The following is a 17943-nucleotide window of genomic DNA, read 5'->3' on the forward strand; positions in this document are numbered from 1 at the left end:
TGGTGATAATAACACAAGGATAATACATACGCATGCGACGTTCCATTGATTGTTTTTGCTTCTCTCGTTGTCTTTGAAGTTTCTCTGCTATTGTCAAAGCCATTAAAAACACCTACTATTTGCTTGCTCTTGTTTCACATTTGCTGGTGGAACATGAAAAGGCTGGTAACTCGAATTTGCTGATTCGAACTGTTTGCTAAGGCCAGCCGCAAAAAAACCGCGTTTATTCGCGGTTTTTTTGTACCTATCAAAAGTAAATCTCAATCAAAACCCGATGGCATGGCTTGCCTTCATCGTTACGCATCCGTTACCCCAGCTGACGATCTTCATGAGCTTACCCTCGTAGTCCCAAGGCTGATTTCGAGTTAAACACTCTTTGGCTCGTTTAAGCGCTGGCGAGTCAACTAAAAGATAAACGGCTTTGCGAGGTTTCACGCAGCATTCTCCGTAGCAATGTTTGAGGAAGTGATCATAGATAGTGAACGTTCGGCAAACTTAAGCTCTGCTTTGCGCACATCAATGTCGCGTTCTACATGCAGTGTGAAGTTGTCACAGAACACACCTTTCTCTTTCTGGTGCGCGTTCAACTTCTCTTTGAGTTGAGTGATTTCTTGATTGAGTTTTTCAATGTACGACTTGAAGTAAGTCTCGCTGCCGATTTCCAGCATCACTGATGCCGGACTACGAATGATAGACAGGATATCGCATGTAGATTCGTTGCGTAAAAGGTTCAGAACACGTTCGCCGCCTTGAGTTATGCTGTATTTTTTGCGATCTGGTTTACCGTCTTGCGCTTCAATTTCGTGAGACACTAACCCCTTTTCCGTCATGCGACCGAGTTCGCGGTACACTTGCTGGTGGCTGGCTTGCCATGCGCCTGATTCAGGCATTGTTCGGTTTGTTAGGTCATAGCCTGTTTGTGTTCTCTGCTCAAGAATTGCTAGAAGTAGATTACCCAAATTCATAGTTAGTTACCTTTTGTTATTGATGCCAAATTTCACCCGTATCCTCGTCAATAAATCCATGACATAAATACTCTCTACTTGTTGAGTAATGCGTAAGTCTTCCCTTTAACGCCTTTTTGTTGCGGTTATGCCAATGCTCGTATCCGGCAGTAAACGCATATTTGTTGTTGTAGTCTGCATAATGCAGATCTGAGCCATTGCGAGCCTCATTAACTCCCGCCGACCAACTTGCTAGAAAATCATCACGCTCATTGAGTTTGACGGCTTGGCGCTCATCATCATGCCCCCTAATAACGTGATAATTCCTAGCCCTTGCATGCGGTCAATGATGGTAGTCTCGAAAAATCCAATGTAGATTTCATCGTGCGGGATAAGCTCTACTTGTTGTGCCATTTCGTAGACCGTTCCATCTAGTGGTAGCGCTTCCATTAGCTCTATGATTAGGCTCAATTGGTTTTTGGAACTGCCATTGGTCAGTGCCTTGTCTAGTTGTCTAACCACATCTGCACACATGGAAAAGCGAGGCATTTCATTTCGTATCGCTTTTTCGTCTGCGTCCTCAATAAAGGCTTTCTCCTCATCTACACTCCCTAACACCTAACTCACACACACGTTCGCTACCGCGACAGCGGCGCGGTTAATGGCCATCGACACCGTTGCTCCGTGGTTAGACAGGACAATAGTGCCTTTGCTGGCATTGAACGTTTTTACGGTCATTTTCTACAAAGAATTAAGTGTGTTCGGAATGGGTTGGTGAGACTACCATATCAAAAATAATATATGCAATAACTAATTTAGCCCTTAATATCAAAAAAATATACATTGATATAAATTTTCATGTTCGGAATAAAAAGGATTACCATAATCCTGGGGTGGGATTAGATTACGCTCAATCGGAGCCGTTTAAGAAATGAATTTAATTCATAAATTTTTCGGTAAAACCCATTAATTAACCCTGGTATAGTGCTAATGCAGAGAGGCACATACGCCCACCAGATAAAGCGATTTTTCACTGACATCAAGCTACGTGTTGGTCATATTTGTGAGATGAAAGCGACAGCAAGTAGCAGTGTTAAGTTTTGGGGTTCACTCTGTGCTTATTTTGATGAGATTACTTACAAAGCCAAAGAAAGCTACACAGATATTGATTCCCAATATCAATTTTTAACTTATCTAGCTGATACGGTTTACTTGATCGAGAAAGAGGGCATTGATTGTGATGTCACCAATCAGTCATTGGTTTTGGATGATGATCAAACGCAAGCAACTCGCGACCAACAGCTACGCAATATCAGCCACCTTTTGAAGATGACAAAGCAGTATGCAGAACAGTTTTAACGATGCTGACGATCTACCCATTGGACGAATTTATTAAGGCAAATTTCCGAATTAATTCGTAGTTTGCCAGGATACACGACGTTGTCTTAAAGATGAACGCCAACGGTGATAGAAATATCAAAAGGAGATCAAGTTAAATAAATATGACTTTGTTTGAGCTTATCACCCCTAGAGATTTACGCACTTTCTACGCCCTCAATCTCCAAGTGGCTATGGAGTGGCCTGTTCGCTATCAAGCAGTTATGGCGCGATTTAAGTGGATGAAAGCAAAGCACCTTGTTTAGATGTTATTTCACAAAGCTAGATACGAAGAACGATTGTAAATCACTTTTGGACAAAATAAGCTACAGCTTTCGCTAAATTAGCATTTAACTGATAACCTGAGGCATTTCAAATGCCTCAGGTTAACTGGCCAAACTCCCAGTAGCATAGATCAAACAACTCTCGGGCTGTATCCAAAATCAGAACAAGCTGTTGACGCAAGCATGCTTCGAAGCCAAATCTAGTAATAGTGTTCATAGAGTTGAACCCAATTCGCACTTAGGCTCCGAGAAGCAGCCGCTTACAATCTTCTTCAATGGCTTTATCAATCGCATCATTATCTTGAGCATCAAACAGGACTATCTGAAGCTCTTTTAAGGCCAAATGCCCAAATCGGATCCAAGCTACCAGGTTGGTCCTCAAAAAGAACTCCACAATTAAGCCGCCTGAGCGCAATGCGGCATCTGCTGCGTCAATGGTACAAAGTGTTCCATGGCTTACCAACAACATGCGGCGAAGTTCAGGGGTTGAGCCCTTTGGTATACACTCCTTCCAAGGCTTATTATGCAACACATGTTGATTGACAGCCCAGCTTAACCGAGTGAGTAACTCGGAGATAAGCACTGGTATAGCCATTGCAGCACCGTGTCTAAGATCGTATCCCTGCTCAAACACCTTGCTAAACACAATTGCTAGGGTTTGCTTGTTGATAACCTCTTTGCCTTTCTTAACGTTGCCTGTTTTCACTTCAAAAGCACCGAAGTTCATTAACTGCGTGAGGTTGTAGAAAGGCACCGGCACACCCGAGCCTCGCCCATAGTCAGCTTGCTTACGATCTATACCAGAAGAGCCAGAAACGTCTGACATGATGTGCCCAAACCAATTAGCAACACCGGCGAATATCTTTGCAACAAAGTTATGCCCTACCAGCTCAAACTCTTCCGTTTCGATAGTGATTATCTGGCCTTCACTAACAAATGAGGAGGTATTCGTGAACTGATTCAGAATTGAAAAAAACAGCCCGACAATATCGGGGCTATGACTGAGGCTTTTTAGATGATGGTTCTTAGTGGACAGGTTCTTAACCTTGCCACCAGTGCCGTTTCTCTCTCCATTGGTAGTTGCTTGATCGTAGTTAACTTTAAACTTGCGCTCTAAGAATCCTATTGCACTACTCGTTCTGTTGGCATCACCTCTTGGCCCCTGCCAACCAAGCATTGAAGCAAACTTCTCAACTGCACCCTCAGCAACGTTATCGGCAACTTTGGTAAGTGGGCCTGTAGTGGGAGTACCAACGAATAACACATCGACTAAACCCGCAATAGCCCCGCAAGTCCCCGCTATCATGTAGTCCATGGAATCGCATTGCGCAGGCTTTGAGAAAAACGAGTCTCGAAACTCGCGTTGCGCCTCTGCTAACTGCTGCTGAGACATCACACATCGCAACCCTTGATAGTCTACCTGTATCAGGTTTCTCTCTATATAGGCATCGAGTTGCCTCATATATTCTTCTTCAGAAGTACAGCTATCAACTTCAACAAAATCTAGGGTTTGCAGTGTCCCAATGCTCGCTGTCAACTCCACTTCTATCCCAACAAGAAATGCATCCATATCAACATGGTTGGTATCAAGCCCCTCGCTTGGTTCTGTGCCACACCAACTTAAGAGCTCGTCCGCGTTATCAATCAATCCACTCAGCAAATCATCACCCTCACAGAGCAAGTCATCAACCAGTTCCAACGATGAGCGCATATCAACAAGATGCGCTTGAGCGTTAGATAACTGATGGTTTGCTGCAGTTAGCGTCTTTATGTTCTGCTCGAGAATATCCTTATCTTTCGGCACATTAGGCTCCTGTTAGCTACGCAGCTTGCCTAAAGCAGCTTTGCCCAAGGCCTTAGATTTTGCACCGAGCATATTGCTCATATCGAAGTAGCCAATAGCTTCAAATATCTGTGCTAATTGCTCTAGTGCCTTCACTGAAATTCCTTGCTTAAGCGTCAGAACACCCTCTTCAGCTCCCTCTTCACACTCGTAATGAGACAGCACGGGCTCTTGAAGCTTTTTCTTTGATGGCTCTGATGTAAGCTCGAGAAAACTAGCTTTATCTAGCTCGATGGGACATTTTGACCGAAGTTCACTGGCTTGATATTCATTGCTCTTGTTCTCAAGGTGCTTACCCGACTTGATAAGCATGGTTAGCTGCTGCTGCTTCGCTGCTAACTTGTGGATTACCTCATTCTGATTCAGTGACTTACTGATTAGCTCATTCATTTTCTCAGTAACAAAATTGATGTCTTCCATTAAAACTGAAATGGTCTTTTGAGTGTGTTGAACGGCTTTGGTAAGCAAAAAAGCGCGATGTTTGTGCTTGTCCAGTTTGTCTGCACCCGTAAGTTTCTTCATGCCGTGATAGGCACCCACGCCAATCAAAACCGCAGCACCAATGCCCGTTACCATGCTTGAAAAACCGAGAACACCACCAACGCCAAGAGCTGACAAGCCGGAGGTTAAACCTGCAGCCGACAAACCCATAACCGACCCCGACATATATACAGCAGCAATCGGAGCACCAACAGCGGCAACGCTTTGAGCTAACTGCTTCGTTTTCTGCTCAAGCATACTGTCGTCGATGTGATCATCTAAAATTAGCTGGTCATTTTTGACGGCTTCGACCATAACATCGAGTTTTTCGTCAGATATCCCGAGCTTCGTTTTTAGCTCTTGAAGGTGAGGGCTGTTTTTTGCTTCGTCAACAGTTCCTTGTCCTCCGAAGGCAAATATACCAATGAGGTCTTTCATCAACGTCAGGCAAAGCGCTTCATATTGCGTGTCGGAGATCTCTGCTTTGATAGTGCTCAATAGCTCATCAGCGCTGATGGTGTTTTGATGATCCAACATGTACGAACGAACATCTAAGCGCTTCTCAGGGTTGAGCTCAACACGAGTAATCAAGGACAAAATCTCTGCGGTTTCCTTCGCATCAATCTCATTGTCATTAGCAAAGGCGAGATTGATAGCGACTTTACAGTATGCGGCCTTAACCGTTTCACTCATATCTGATAACAGCACGACCTGCTCTTGCTCTTCAAAGTCCTCAAACTCCGAGATTAACTGCGTAAGAAAATCAGCAAGTCCCTGGTAGTGCCCTTTTAGATCACTCCAGTCGATCATGAGCTCCTCATCATCCCCATAAGTGATGAGTAAGTACCCGATTTCTTTGGTTTTATCTTTTTTCGTTACGGTTTTCTGTACATATTCGGCAGAGTGCATTGACTCGAACTTGATACACTGAGCCGCTTCAAATGGCCCTTTCACATACAAAGATTCACCCGTAACAAGAAAGCCATCTTTCCCATTGTTGAACACAGTCATGTCGAACAACGCTACGACCAGATTAGGATCGAGATCTAGCTTGTAGCTAGCAATGGCATTATCCAACTTCTTTTCAAGCTTTTCATCGGTGAAAGGGGCGATAGCAAGGCGCTTATGAAGAACAGCTTGTTTGAGCTGAGACTTAATAAATCCATTTACATCGACTGACATTTTCTATTATTCCTAGAAGACTGAGAAAGTACCAACATATCAGAATAGGTCTAGAAATATGGTTAACAGTCTGTTAAACAAGAACTTTTCTATAAAACATGTTAAGCGCATCACGATCCCACGTGGCGCGTAATATGAGCAATGTATAGTGGATTTGCCCACATAGTTAGATAAGGAAAGGTAATCAAAATTACGATGATTACAACAAAGTTCAACCCTACTCTAGCTCATTTCGAGGCATTTCTGTGTTACACATCCCGTCAGCACACCTTGGGCATAAACATTTTAGAAATAGCAGCATACCTATGTGATCGCTGCCACTGTGTAGTATGAATCTTTATTACTCTCTCACAGTATTACGTGACGTTTAAAATCACATTTGGAAGCGATGATGGTGTTGCTTCTGGCCAGGTCCAAGAATACGAAAAATACTGAAAATTGGCTCGAGACATTCATGACGTTCGCCACCTAATGTTGATCTTACGAAGTGACCTAAGCGCTTTACTTGGACTGATGTGGTTTGCACTGGCAAAAGCAAGACAAAAACACCCTAAAGCGCATCAATAGGTTGATTAATGACGTTAAACGTTCCCTTTTGAGGGGATAGGGAAGCCTGAGTCACTAAAGGAGAACCTGTCAGGATTTTGGTCGCGCCGTATTGATGATACGAACAGGTTGGTCTATGCCGTGGATAATCAGGCGATAACCATTATTTCATGCCGCTATCATTATTAGGCAATCTAAACATCAAAAATAGAAACATCAAAATAATAGGTACCAAAAGAAATGCGGAAAATTGCTTGTCTACTACCGTCGTTACTGTTTGGTTGTGTCGCTGTTTAGGGACAATCTTATAACATCGATATTGCAAATGAGGACTATGTACAGGTTAACTATGATTCGTCAATGACCAATTACAAGGCCATGCTAAGCGAATTTACCACGCATTGCGCCAAGTAAGACAAGGATTACGTCAATGAAAGTACGATTACAAACGGTTGGGAAATTACTATGGCCGTTTATCGCTGCGTTGAGAAGAGAGAGAACAGTTAACCATTAAGCCACCAGCACAGTGGCTTTTTTGTGCCAAATTGATAGTATAGTATAGGCACAATTGTACACATAAATGGAGTGCAGAGAGAGTTCAATGAGCATTTATGAGTTCACCTTAAACATCGGCAACATCAATATCACGAACGACAACGATCTACTTGATGTGTCACGCAAACTATACGAGGGCGCTTGTTCTGACGCTGTGGTAATGTCTGTTGATGAAATGCTGTATATCGAATTTGAACGAGAGGCAGGAACGTTCGTTCAAGCGGTTACACAAGCAATTAAGGACGTAGAATCGGTCGAGGGCTACGATTTACAAGTTATCTCGATTGAGGGCGACCTTGTGAGTTTGGGCGAAGCTGCGGAGTTCACCGGGGTTAAGAAGAGCACACTAGCAAAATACAAAAAGGGTACATTTGGCGGCGGTGGCTTCCCTGTGCCAGTACGAAAGGCTTCAAAGAAAGATCCTCTTTGGAGACTTAGCGACATAGCAGATTGGCTATACAAAAAAAACAAGGTAGCAATGGAGCTAGTAGAACGCGCTCGTCTGATGGATGTAATTAACCATCATCTAGAGACCAGATTGATGAAGAATAGCGATAAGTACGCAAACCTATTCATCAATATCCAAACTAACCTAATAATTCCCATAAAGTCATAAAGTCATAAAGTCTCAGCTGCCATCAGCGTATAGTTGGTAGCTTCTTTATGCGTATCGTAATTGCTTAAAAGGAGGATCAATAATTGAAAGACTATGATTTTTCAATAGTGGCTAAGTTTCAAGACAACATGAATGCAGACTCGCTTTGCAAGCCATCTAATGCGATCAAAGAGTTTAACCCATCCGATTACTTAACCGATCAACAGACTATCCAAGCCTATATTGATGAAGCAGCAAGCACTGGTGAACCAGCGATAATCGCCGATGCCTTAGCAGTTGTTTCACAAGTTAAGGGTATGGACAACACCTTACACCCGCGCGACAACCCTTCTTTATCGTCACTTATCGGGCTGGCCAACGTTCTAGGCATATCAGTTCGATTAGGTATCAACATTAAATAACTTATTCCAGTAGTTCGGTTGGGCCGAATTACTGAAATAGTGCCCCGTCAGGAATCTAGTCAATTTAGTTTCACTTCTTACAGAACAGAAACTAACCCGCCAATTACCGGCTGCGACATCGCCTACAAGAAAAAACGGCGCGACAAGATTGATGATCTGAGCAAGGTTTTCGACAGAGCGTTTAGAGAAAGTAATGGACAAGTTCAGTCTCGTCCAAGAAATGGAACAAACTGCTCAAGAAGATTAGGATTAGTCGGATAATGAGTCAGTTATCAACGTTTTACTGTGTTCTTTACCGGTGTCCACAAGGCACTACGGGTAAAGCTTAATCCGTTACCTGACATTTGGTTAATGTAGTGAGGTAGCAGACTACTTCACCGAGCTATTTCGCCTTTCAATGGTGTTTGGATTGAGCTATTAGAATGGTCTTGTTGATGAGCAAATGGCTCAAAAACTGGCGATGTTCGTTAACGTACCACTCCAGAGTCAATAGTTATTATTGATAAGATAAAATACGTTAAGAAAAATTAATTATGAGTTTGGCTTTCAAAAATTTTATTTTTATTTCTTAATTTAAACCAAATTTTCTTTCTACCATTATTCTTCAAAATAAAACCTCCAAAACCACACCACTTTGGCCACTTGTTATTCTTTGAAGTAGGTCAATTTTTGATTTTTGACTATTTGATTTTTTCTTTTTACTGATTTTTTTATTATTAGATACATTTATTAAATCAATGATTTTATTAGACATACAATGCCCCTTACTTAATGATTAGGGTGTACTGAACATGCGTTATTTTATGATATAGAATGAAGGGAGCTTACAGAGAAACTTATTAAGGATGACGCTGGGAAAACTGACTTTATACTTTTTTATCTGAAACAACTATTGATCAGAGCTACTACTTCCTTACCACTGGATTACAAGCGATAAGGAAGCTAAGTTTTGTAAGACTATTACAACGTCGTTACATTTTCTGCTTGAAGCCCTTTAGGACCTTTACCTACGGTAAAAGAAACCTTGTCGCCTTCAATAAGTTTTTTAAATCCATCCCCAACGATGTTGCGGAAGTGAACGAATAGGTCGTCGCCGTTATTTTGAGAAATGAAACCGAAGCCTTTAGCTTCATTAAACCACTTTACTGTACCAATTACTTGATTAGACATATTATGCCCCTTATATAAATTAAAATTAAGGTGCACTGAACATAAGTATTATTTTAAGGATATAGAATTAAGGGAGATACAGAGAAAAACTTGCTAGGGATGACACTGGAAAACTTACTTTATATTTTTTATCTTCAAACAACTCTTCGTCAGAGCAAAATCAACTATACACGTTTCAAAAATTAAAGATAGCTTTATTTTCTATTTTTATACTAATAATGCACGTTACAGACCCCGAAAGCGCGCCATATGAGCCGCTATAGAATGCTTTAAGCAACATTTTGACACCCAAGAGGAGCATTGTTCCTTATCATCCTACTATAATCATAGAGCAACCTATATGAGTTAAAAAGCCGTTTTCTGTACTCGGTCTATCGTACTGATTTTTTCATATTAGGTCGTTTCAGTCTTCAAGGTGTTAAAGTTGGTATACTAAAACTAAATTATTATAAATGAGCGCAAACATGAAACAAAAGAACTACAACAAACTTAACGATGAAGAGTTAGAGTTTGTTAATGACAAGGTCGCAGCCTTACTCCTAACAAGTCCTAGGAGTGCTCGTTTGTTGCTCTGGATAATGGTGAGTCTTTCAATTGTGATGGTTGGTTGGGCATCTTTTTCTGAGATAGATAAAGTCATTGTCGGTTTAGGGAAAGTCATTCCTTCCTCACAGGTTCAAGTTATACAAAACTTGGAAGGCGGGTTAATTAAAGAAATTTTAGTAAAAGAAGGTCAATTAGTCGAAAAAGGTCAACCATTAATTCTCATCGATGACACGCTCTTTCTTTCAGATTTTCGTGAGCATGAACAACAAGTCGCTAACTTGAGTGCATCTGTATTACAATTGACAGCCTCGATAAATAGCGTTCAAGTTAACAATGACTTTGACATTAAAGATTGGCGACAAAATGTCACACTAAACTATGACCAGCTAATGTTCCCATCATTTTTAGAAGAAACTCAACCTGAACTAATCCTACGTCAAAAAGCTGAGTATCTAGAAAACTTAAATAATATACGCAACCAGCTATCAGTGATTGATCAGCAAGTCATACAGAAACAACAGGATTTGATTGAAATAAAAGCACGAGTAGAAAACTTACGTAGGAGTTATCAATATGCAAAAAAGGAACTGGATATTACCAAACCTCTAGCTGACGAAGGTATAGTTCCACGCATTGAATTACTTAAATTACAACGACAAGCCAATGATAGCAGGCGTGAAATGACATCTAGCAAGCTTAAAATTCCCGTATTAGAGTCATTAATTCAAGAGTTCATGCTTAAACGAATAGAGGTCGCGCTACAATTCCGATCTGAACAACAAGAAAAACTTAATAGCACCCAAGATCAACTATCTTCTTTGGTAAAGTCTACAGTTAACTTAGAAGATAAAGTCAATAGAACCGTGGTTTACTCACCAGTAACGGGAAAAATTAAAACGTTGAGCATAAATACAGTTGGTGGAGTTATTCAACCAGGTATGGATATCGTTGAAATTGTGCCAACCGAAGACGCTCTACTGATAGAGGCAAAAATAGCACCAAAAGATATTGCATTTTTACGTCCTGAGTTACCTGTTATTGTCAAGCTTACCGCTTATGATTTTAGTAAGTACGGTGGTTTAAAAGGGGAGTTAGAACACATTAGTGCAGACACAATCCAGGATGAAGAAGGTAACGACTTTTATGTAGTACGTATACGTACTGATAAAACTAATCTCGGTGATAAAGATCTACCAATCATTCCAGGAATGACAACATCAGTTGACATAATAACCGGAAAGAGGACCATTTTAGAATACTTAATGGGGCCAATTCTAAATACAAAAACTACAGCCGATGATTAACTTATACTGTGTTCAAAAATCGATATGTCCGTTATCATTGAAAATGTTTAACTTCCTATGAAATCGGAGCATCTCGTGTGACATCTATTCTGCCAGAGGGGGGAAGCTTAACTTGATAACTTTTCGGATAAAAATGGAAATGCTCATTGAAGGTGGTTCAATAAGGCGTCTTCTAATTGTTGGTTTGCTTTGATTTCCCGTATTACCCCATTTACTTGAGCATCAATGTCTACGAGCGTGCTAAGTCCAATAATACTGTTATCTTTCGTGTTTTGAATAATATTGATAATACTTGAATTTATAAAGTCTGAACTTATTATATTAGGATTTTGAGACGAAGGCATTTTGGGTGAATCTATAGAATCATCTCCAATAATATTGCCTTCACCAAATTGTATGATGTTAACAATACCCTGGTTGAAAACATCTCCACTTTGATTTTCACTATTTGCGCTAATGTTTTTTAAATTACCATTTTCAATTACTAAGTTGGCAATATTTGTGTTCAAAATATCATCGCCATTTATAGTCGTAGTAATGCTTAATCCAATATTAATAATATACTCGTCCGTAATTTGGAAACCACCTCGATATTCTTCTAAAGATGAATTTGAAAGAGGAGTAAGTTCTTGCAGGCCAACATCTTTAGCATTCACATTAAAATGAGGTATTAGCATACAAAGCACTAACAAAAATTTATTGTAGTTCATAATGCAGGCCTTTCAGGTTGTTAAGTTCTTAAAGTTATTTAAAACAATGTTATATTAATTTTCACCGGAAACTGGGAGAGTAATGCTAAATACCCCCAAGGAATCTCTAGACACACCTGTTTTTAATGGTGATCTTTGATATACGGTGAAATTATCATTGGTAATAAAGCTAGACCGTCCCATTTCCGCTTCGTTACGGACCAGCAACACAATTCCTTGGTAATATTTTTCAAACTCATCCAGTTTCATTATCATACTTCCTCTAGAAGGGTCTCCTAGAATAACTGAGTGATTGTTTATACCTCTGATTACAACAAAATGCATATACCCATCGAAATTAACGAGAGTGATCCCAGGGACGCCGACTTCTTTAATTTTCTCCAGTCCAACTTGAAAGCCATCAGAACGTAACCCTATGGAATCTAAGTAAAACTTCATATCCAACAAAGAAAAACCTTTCTCCTTGATTTTTTCTTTATCACCTTTTTCAAACATGCTTTTGAAAATATCTTGTTCAGATGACTCTGTTGCATAATGAAAAGTGAGGGAGAGAAGCCAGAGCGGCAGAGCCACAACTGAAGTCATACTGTTGGCGAAAAACATCACCAAACACTATTTCTTTGTAACTTTTAACGGGAACAGAGTAATGTGCTCGGTAAGGTAACAGTTCTAATGAAATGGCTGATGTTGAATAAACGAGCATCAGCCAAATTAAGTTATTTAATACTTTCATATTGTTTACTTGAGTGTCAGGTTAACGACGGTAGAGTTCTGGATTAAAACGTTGTTTCCACTGTTCTGAATTACGTTGGATATACCCGAACTGTCTGCGAACGCTCCACTTGATAGTATATTGTTACCACTCACGGTGTTTAAACGCGACATTATCTGACGAAATACCATTGATATCTGATTCTGCATAAACCAAGTCGAGTTCAACATTTTGTCCACCTCTTGATTCATTCATGATATCCAAGCTAACTTCTCCGCCAGATAATGCAATGTCATCAGCGAGTGCAGTGCAGGCAACTATCATACTCAAAGTACAGATTGCCAAACGCATCGCTTTCTCCTACTAGTCGGTTACTCACCCCCAGTAAACACACTTGCATTAGTTGTAACAGATTGTTGTACAAGTGAATTTGAACCAGCATTTGACCAACGGTAGTAATACCAGCTGCACCACCAAGACCACCAAGGGTGTTCATGTTTTCAACTCGAACTCGAGTATCATCCGCGTTAGTTGCATAAATAACTGATGCACCTGTAACACCACCCATTAGGCTTGAGCTCGCAACAACCATATCTGTATCCATATGGACTTGATTGAAGCTATCAACATTTGTTGAGCTCGAGTCACTTTGATAGTTACTATTGTCGTTAAAGCTGTTCGAGTTTGTTGTGCTTGAATCAGCGTAGCTACGGTTATCACTCTGGTTACGGTTGTCGCTTTGATTACGATTATCGCTGTTATCGTTAAAGCTACTGTTGATACTAGAGTCACTGTTGTCGTTGTTGCTACGTCTTACAGTAGTACTAGAGTCGCTGTTGTCGTTGTGGCTTCTATTTGTGTTAGTACTAGAGTCACTACTATCACTATTTAGGCTCACATCAAGATCAGCACTGGTACTGTTGTCGTTAGCGTTAGACGTACTATTGTCGTTGTGGCTTTGAGCTGTGTTAGTGCTCGAGTTTGAGTTGTCGCTGTTGTTATTAAAGCTGTCATCAACACCAAGAGTTGCACTGTTGTCAGTGTCGCTGTTGTCGTTGAAGCTATGACCAATACCTAGTGACGCACTATTATCGCTGTTGTCGTTGAAGCTATCACCAACACCGAGAGATGCGCTATTGTCACTGTTATCGTTGAAGCTGCCAGATAAACCAATATCGGTATTAGCGCTGTCAGTCCATTGCATGTTGTCATCTCCATCATCGATCTCATTCGCGATTAGAGAGCCACTAAATAAAATTGCTGACATTGCTAAAGCAAGCCCTGTTTTGTTGAGAGTCATAACAATTACTCCATTTCCTGTCATAGTAGTAGTTCGGATTAAAAATTTTTCAGCTTCCTTCAAATGTTGTGGGAAGCGATGAAATTATAAGAAAGGATCAGTGAAAGCTGTTCTCATGATTGAGAATAATTCAGGCTAGAAAGGAGTATTTAGGTGCGTCTCTTTAGTAGATTAAAGAAAAAAACAGCATAATCATAATGTTATTTTTTGTATTTACTTTAAGTGCTCATCAAGTATGAAATGAAGATAATATAAAGAAGTAATTCGTTCTATTGCATTGTTCAGATCATTCATCCTTTATTGATAAAGGTATCCTATCCAACAATCACCTTTATTATTTAATGTTTAAAATCATTAACTTATAATAATTAAAACTTAAAAGGTATGAGATAAAATATAGCAGGTTCATACTTTTTAAGTCTTTTTCGGTACTAAAATCCAATGTGATATCATTCTGAAGTGCTAAATTTTCTACTTAAAATTAAGATAAATTCTCTTTGCTATCCCTATTTAATTTTCTATGGGGGTAGTGAAACGAGTAAGTTAATGTGGTAGGAACATGGATGATCAGCTCTTTTTATTCGTCATTATTGGTATCGATGACACTGGAAACAAAAAAGCCCCTGGAATTCTGGATCGTCACCAAGAGTCAAAAACAAGTTACAGGACTCATTAAGCACTCAAAAGAACAAGAATTGCTGTTAGCACCCAAGTTCGCCACCGGAGATGGCGAACTTGGCTTCTGAAAAGTCATGGCTAAGTGCGGGCCGCAAGCTACAGTAGCGTAAGTGACAAATATGCTTAGCAAGGTACCCAAAAGCGTGCTACCACGGATGAAGGATGCATTACAAGATATCTTGGATGGCAGAGATCTCTACCTTCCTAAAGCGCCTCTAAGCCAATAGAATCCATGTTCGCCACAGTATGTTTGAGTACGAACAAGACGAAGAACTGTGGGACCAGAAAGACTACGTTGATGATGACCTACAAGTTAATACGCAGTGCAGAAATGAAGTAGTGCCGTCTACAACAGTTGTGTCCTCCTGACGGATGTTGTAAAGGATTTTAGCTTTATTAGTGGAGTGAAAGGAATGGAAACTCATCAACAGGCTACTGTACGCTCTCCATACATTATCTTTGACAATAGTTATTCCTATAATCCACACTTACTGTACCTCCATTTTACAAATTAAAAGGTACTCGTACTGTTAACTGAAAGTCGGGAGTGTCTTCTGTAAGACCAGCTTGAGCACTAACATTGATAGATGAGCGTTCACTAAAGGCATAGTTTATACCAAAAGTTAATGCATCTAATTGAAGCAACTTAGCATCATCTGCCGATCTGCCATTTACTTTGCTTTTTAAAATAGTTTTATGACTAAGCCCTAAAGAGAATGAAAGATCAGGATTCACCGCAAAGCCCATTCCCCCAGAAAGAGAAATAGTGTCCCCAAGATCAACATCAGCTTTTGTATCGCCAACTGTAACAGTATCTTCTAAGTTATAAATGTAACTTAAACTAGCGAACAAAACCGCAGGATCAACAGGGTGAATAAGAGATAAATTAGGCTCAAAACTCCAAAAACCCGAGCCAGTAGGGACATCACTAAATGCGTTGCTTCCATCTTCAATAGAAACATCATAAGGCGATCGTCCTGTATCCGACTTGACTCTAAGGCCACCTACCCAGTATGGCGCAGATTCAAAGTTAAACTGGTGCCTCAATGCGAACTCTACATCACCAAGCCCTCCACCATCCACCGTTGTGTTTACGACTTCACTGTTTGAACCATCTTGAATGGGACGCGTAGAAACTTGGTCATTACGATATACATATGGCACTCTAACTTCTAACTCTGTGGCGTTTGTTAAACCATACCGAGCAGTTAAGCCAACGGTTACTGTAGTCCTATCCGAATCACTCACTTCAATTCGCCCAATAATCAGAGTTGGTAAGACTGTATACCCAACAACAGATACTTTGTTTGAAGAGTTCTGTGTATAGCTTAAAGACGAATCAAATGACCATTTACCTTTAGGTGTGAGAACGCCTGGACGCTCAATAACATCACCAGCAGTTTGGGCGCGTTGAGGAATATCATCTCCTTCAGCGCCATATGCATTTCCCACAATGAATAAACTACAAAGATAGGTACCCAGTAAAGCCTTCCGTAACATCGCATCTTTCCTTTTGCTGATGATCGTACCCAAGTAATCTCAGGCAATAGCTTGAGGTGAAGCCACTAGCTTATAAACAATTAGAATAGATTCTATGTTTTCGCAATATTATTAATAAAATAAATTGCTTACAAACGCGATTCCAACAACGCCCCCATAGTTCTTTGCTGATTTGGTTGCGTATTTCGATAGCTATATGTAACATGTAGCCAAATGGAAAGAGGTTACAGTGTAACAATTTTTTATATTTATAACTAATGCGACAGATTGATAGTCTTTAGGTCATCATAACCGCAACCAAGCACCAGCTTGATTGCCTTTTTTCTGAACCCTTTTTTCATTAATTCTCTTACCTTTGGTTTAAGGTCATTCGGAATTGGGGTTCGGGAAAATTCCTGTTGTCGAAGCTTAAATTCGTTTACTCGTAAGTTCGCGTTCATTAGAGCCTTACACATAATTTCCCCTCCCTTTATTCTGCCTTTGGTTTTAATGAAATGCCTGTTGTGTACTCTTTCGCTTCGTCGTGGAACGTTCTTAAGTAGTGGTCAGTCACGGCAACACTAGAGTGACCAAGCGCGTCCTTAATCACTTTCAAAGAAGCTTTCTTTTCAAGCAGTAGCATGGCGTACATTTTTCGCATCGAGTGTGTTGATAGCTGATATGGCAATCTCAACTCCATTGCTATGCGCTTATACGCTCGGTTGATATACTGGATGCTGATCGCATTGCCCTTTTTGGCCAAGTGGTGATTAGATTGAAACATCAACTCATTATGGCCATTGTGTAAGTAGATACGTTTAATTAGTTCTTCCAGTTCGGCATTAACGTGAATGGTGATTCGAGCGGCCTCTTTAGCGGCTTTTTCGCTCTTACCTCGGGCCATACGGCCTTTAAAACCTTTTGATTGAACAATGTTAAATGAAGACCGGATCACGCCATTTATCATCACATCGCTGAATTTTAGCTTCGAAATGTCGCAATAACGTAAACCTGTACGAACCTCCATTTCAATCATCATAGAGATAAGTGGGTTAATGTCATCCATTAAACGGATTATTTTTTCCAACTCGTCTAAGTCACGCGCAGGGAAAGCAGCCATTAGATCAACTCCACGTGATTAGCATTAACCGTTTTAAACTCGCCACCAACGAACACTTGAATTTGTAGGGTTCGAGATAACAAGCTAAATCCCAAGAATAAGCCTAGTTCGCCATCGACACGCACGAAGTCGTGGTGAACAGGTAAGCGGCCAAAGTGATTGATCATCTTGGTTTGTGCTTGGATGCTTTGAGCTTCTTTAATTGTGTTTATGGCAAAGCGAAGTTGAGAGCGAATCTTTAGCGCATTATTACCTTTTCGAGCCTTGCTGATCGTGCCTTGCACACAAGGGAAACCGTAGAAATTGCGAATGATGGCGGCGGCTTGTTCTTGGCCTCCACATTCATTAATTAGCTCATCCAAAGAGATAAGAATAAGGTCGTGGTGGCGCTCTTGGATGGCACTGCGTTTACTCGCCCACTCATCCGAAAGCGACACCAATTCATTTTTTTTAAACATTTTTTCTGATCCTTTTTTGGCAAAATGCCAGTGTTTGCCCGGAATACAATATATTCCAAAGGAATATCTTTTTCAACTATGTTCGGAATACTTAAATTAAAAGCACGAAGGGTTCCAGAAGTGACCGACTAATCAACTTTTGACAAATAACGCAATAGCGCTCAAAACACCACCAGCAAGAAGTCATTTTTTATCAATATTCCTATGGAATATTTAGGTTCATTCACACAAAATGCCA

17 protein-coding genes and 3 pseudogenes are annotated in these 17943 nt (G+C 40.4%); 6 read left to right on the top strand and 14 right to left on the bottom strand.

Going from position 1 to position 17943, the window contains the following annotated elements; translation table 11 throughout:
• Positions 1–264: 264 nt before the first annotated feature.
• The 3 genes from J4N43_RS24310 to J4N43_RS24320 all read right to left on the bottom strand — a co-directional run bounded on the left by J4N43_RS24310 (position 265) and on the right by J4N43_RS24320 (position 1562).
• Positions 265–435 carry a hypothetical protein gene (locus J4N43_RS24310; RefSeq protein WP_155486354.1) on the bottom strand — a complete coding sequence of 57 codons (171 nt, stop codon included), beginning with the start codon at positions 433–435 and terminating at the stop codon, positions 265–267.
• On the bottom strand, positions 432–965 hold the full coding sequence (locus J4N43_RS24315; protein WP_017634104.1) for a PadR family transcriptional regulator: 534 nt from the start codon (positions 963–965) through the stop codon (positions 432–434). Before J4N43_RS24315 ends, J4N43_RS24310 begins: the two co-directional genes overlap by 4 nt.
• Positions 966–1196: 231 nt before the next feature.
• Positions 1197–1562 carry a hypothetical protein gene (locus J4N43_RS24320; protein ID WP_213867176.1) on the bottom strand — a complete coding sequence of 122 codons (366 nt, stop codon included), beginning with the start codon at positions 1560–1562 and terminating at the stop codon, positions 1197–1199.
• Between the two features lie 372 nt (positions 1563–1934).
• Here J4N43_RS24320 and J4N43_RS24325 point away from each other — a divergent pair, with 372 nt between their 5' ends.
• Positions 1935–2303: a hypothetical protein gene (locus J4N43_RS24325; protein WP_213867177.1), complete on the top strand. Its 369-nt coding sequence runs from the start codon at positions 1935–1937 to the stop codon at positions 2301–2303.
• 540 nt (positions 2304–2843) lie between these two features.
• On the opposite strand, the gene J4N43_RS24330 is transcribed toward J4N43_RS24325, so the two are convergent.
• The gene (locus tag J4N43_RS24330) at positions 2844–4409 is read right to left on the bottom strand and encodes a hypothetical protein (RefSeq protein WP_213867178.1); all 1566 of its coding nucleotides are present in this window, start codon (positions 4407–4409) and stop codon (positions 2844–2846) included.
• Positions 4410–4421: 12 nt separating this feature from the next.
• On the bottom strand, positions 4422–6110 hold the full coding sequence (locus tag J4N43_RS24335) for a hypothetical protein (RefSeq protein ID WP_213867179.1): 1689 nt from the start codon (positions 6108–6110) through the stop codon (positions 4422–4424).
• A 520-nt stretch (positions 6111–6630) separates the two neighbouring features.
• Between J4N43_RS24335 and J4N43_RS24340 the strand changes: the two are divergent.
• The 3 genes and pseudogenes from J4N43_RS24340 to J4N43_RS24350 all read left to right on the top strand — a co-directional run bounded on the left by J4N43_RS24340 (position 6631) and on the right by J4N43_RS24350 (position 8228).
• Positions 6631–6845: pseudogene (locus J4N43_RS24340) on the top strand (Txe/YoeB family addiction module toxin).
• Positions 6846–7257: 412 nt separating this feature from the next.
• A complete protein-coding gene (locus J4N43_RS24345; protein WP_017634097.1) occupies positions 7258–7827 on the top strand; it encodes a helix-turn-helix transcriptional regulator in 570 nt (189 codons plus the stop codon).
• A gap of 83 nt (positions 7828–7910) precedes the next feature.
• Positions 7911–8228: a helix-turn-helix domain-containing transcriptional regulator gene (locus J4N43_RS24350; protein WP_053307329.1), complete on the top strand. Its 318-nt coding sequence runs from the start codon at positions 7911–7913 to the stop codon at positions 8226–8228.
• Between the two features lie 604 nt (positions 8229–8832).
• Here the strand turns inward: J4N43_RS24350 and J4N43_RS24355 are convergent.
• Both J4N43_RS24355 and J4N43_RS24360 read right to left on the bottom strand, forming a co-directional pair.
• Entirely contained in the window at positions 8833–8982 is a 150-nt protein-coding gene (locus J4N43_RS24355; protein ID WP_017634095.1) for a hypothetical protein, read from the bottom strand.
• A 206-nt stretch (positions 8983–9188) separates the two neighbouring features.
• The gene (locus J4N43_RS24360) at positions 9189–9398 is read right to left on the bottom strand and encodes a cold-shock protein (RefSeq protein WP_017634094.1); all 210 of its coding nucleotides are present in this window, start codon (positions 9396–9398) and stop codon (positions 9189–9191) included.
• 464 nt (positions 9399–9862) lie between these two features.
• On the opposite strand from J4N43_RS24360, the gene J4N43_RS24365 reads away from it, so the two are divergent.
• A complete protein-coding gene (locus J4N43_RS24365; RefSeq protein WP_234499467.1) occupies positions 9863–11248 on the top strand; it encodes an HlyD family type I secretion periplasmic adaptor subunit in 1386 nt (461 codons plus the stop codon).
• Positions 11249–11391: 143 nt separating this feature from the next.
• On the opposite strand, the gene J4N43_RS24370 is transcribed toward J4N43_RS24365, so the two are convergent.
• From J4N43_RS24370 to J4N43_RS24385, 4 genes and pseudogenes are all read right to left on the bottom strand, one after another.
• The gene (locus J4N43_RS24370; protein WP_064376472.1) at positions 11392–11958 is read right to left on the bottom strand and encodes a hypothetical protein; all 567 of its coding nucleotides are present in this window, start codon (positions 11956–11958) and stop codon (positions 11392–11394) included.
• Positions 11959–12012: 54 nt separating this feature from the next.
• On the bottom strand, positions 12013–12561 hold the full coding sequence (locus J4N43_RS24375) for a C39 family peptidase (protein ID WP_503064189.1): 549 nt from the start codon (positions 12559–12561) through the stop codon (positions 12013–12015).
• A 135-nt stretch (positions 12562–12696) separates the two neighbouring features.
• Positions 12697–13021: pseudogene (locus J4N43_RS24380) on the bottom strand (carbon storage regulator).
• The gene (locus J4N43_RS24385) at positions 12966–13970 is read right to left on the bottom strand and encodes a dentin sialophosphoprotein (protein WP_353505862.1); all 1005 of its coding nucleotides are present in this window, start codon (positions 13968–13970) and stop codon (positions 12966–12968) included. Before J4N43_RS24385 ends, J4N43_RS24380 begins: the two are co-directional and overlap by 56 nt.
• A gap of 547 nt (positions 13971–14517) precedes the next feature.
• On the opposite strand from J4N43_RS24385, the pseudogene J4N43_RS24390 reads away from it, so the two are divergent.
• Positions 14518–15088: pseudogene (locus J4N43_RS24390) on the top strand (transposase); the annotation flags it as partial.
• A 64-nt stretch (positions 15089–15152) separates the two neighbouring features.
• On the opposite strand, the gene J4N43_RS24395 reads toward J4N43_RS24390, so the two are convergent.
• The 3 genes from J4N43_RS24395 to J4N43_RS24405 all read right to left on the bottom strand — a co-directional run bounded on the left by J4N43_RS24395 (position 15153) and on the right by J4N43_RS24405 (position 17705).
• The gene (locus J4N43_RS24395) at positions 15153–16148 is read right to left on the bottom strand and encodes a transporter (RefSeq protein WP_054579104.1); all 996 of its coding nucleotides are present in this window, start codon (positions 16146–16148) and stop codon (positions 15153–15155) included.
• A gap of 469 nt (positions 16149–16617) precedes the next feature.
• Positions 16618–17247, bottom strand: a complete 630-nt coding sequence (locus J4N43_RS24400; protein WP_053307330.1) for a tyrosine-type recombinase/integrase — start codon at positions 17245–17247, stop codon at positions 16618–16620.
• Positions 17247–17705: a hypothetical protein gene (locus tag J4N43_RS24405; RefSeq protein WP_054577250.1), complete on the bottom strand. Its 459-nt coding sequence runs from the start codon at positions 17703–17705 to the stop codon at positions 17247–17249. The genes J4N43_RS24400 and J4N43_RS24405 overlap by 1 nt, the downstream gene beginning before the upstream one ends.
• Between the last annotated feature and the right edge of the window lie 238 nt (positions 17706–17943).

This window comes from Vibrio sp. SCSIO 43009, from assembly GCF_023716525.1.
In the GTDB taxonomy this organism is placed as follows: domain Bacteria; phylum Pseudomonadota; class Gammaproteobacteria; order Enterobacterales; family Vibrionaceae; genus Vibrio; species Vibrio alginolyticus.

Bases quoted from the DNA above. Each gene is read 5' to 3' on its own strand.
- J4N43_RS24365 (WP_234499467.1), top strand. From the start codon at position 9,863: ATGAAACAAAAGAACTACAACAAACTTAACGATGAAGAGTTAGAGTTT.
- J4N43_RS24400 (WP_053307330.1), bottom strand. From the start codon at position 17,247: ATGGCTGCTTTCCCTGCGCGTGACTTAGACGAGTTGGAAAAAATAATC.
- J4N43_RS24385 (WP_353505862.1), bottom strand. From the start codon at position 13,970: ATGACTCTCAACAAAACAGGGCTTGCTTTAGCAATGTCAGCAATTTTA.
- J4N43_RS24375 (WP_503064189.1), bottom strand. From the start codon at position 12,561: ATGTTTTTCGCCAACAGTATGACTTCAGTTGTGGCTCTGCCGCTCTGG.
- J4N43_RS24360 (WP_017634094.1), bottom strand. From the start codon at position 9,398: ATGTCTAATCAAGTAATTGGTACAGTAAAGTGGTTTAATGAAGCTAAA.
- J4N43_RS24405 (WP_054577250.1), bottom strand. From the start codon at position 17,705: ATGTTTAAAAAAAATGAATTGGTGTCGCTTTCGGATGAGTGGGCGAGT.
- J4N43_RS24335 (WP_213867179.1), bottom strand. From the start codon at position 6,110: ATGTCAGTCGATGTAAATGGATTTATTAAGTCTCAGCTCAAACAAGCT.
- J4N43_RS24315 (WP_017634104.1), bottom strand. From the start codon at position 965: ATGAATTTGGGTAATCTACTTCTAGCAATTCTTGAGCAGAGAACACAA.
- J4N43_RS24395 (WP_054579104.1), bottom strand. From the start codon at position 16,148: ATGTTACGGAAGGCTTTACTGGGTACCTATCTTTGTAGTTTATTCATT.
- J4N43_RS24345 (WP_017634097.1), top strand. From the start codon at position 7,258: ATGAGCATTTATGAGTTCACCTTAAACATCGGCAACATCAATATCACG.
- J4N43_RS24355 (WP_017634095.1), bottom strand. From the start codon at position 8,982: ATGTCTAATAAAATCATTGATTTAATAAATGTATCTAATAATAAAAAA.
- J4N43_RS24370 (WP_064376472.1), bottom strand. From the start codon at position 11,958: ATGAACTACAATAAATTTTTGTTAGTGCTTTGTATGCTAATACCTCAT.
- J4N43_RS24325 (WP_213867177.1), top strand. From the start codon at position 1,935: ATGCAGAGAGGCACATACGCCCACCAGATAAAGCGATTTTTCACTGAC.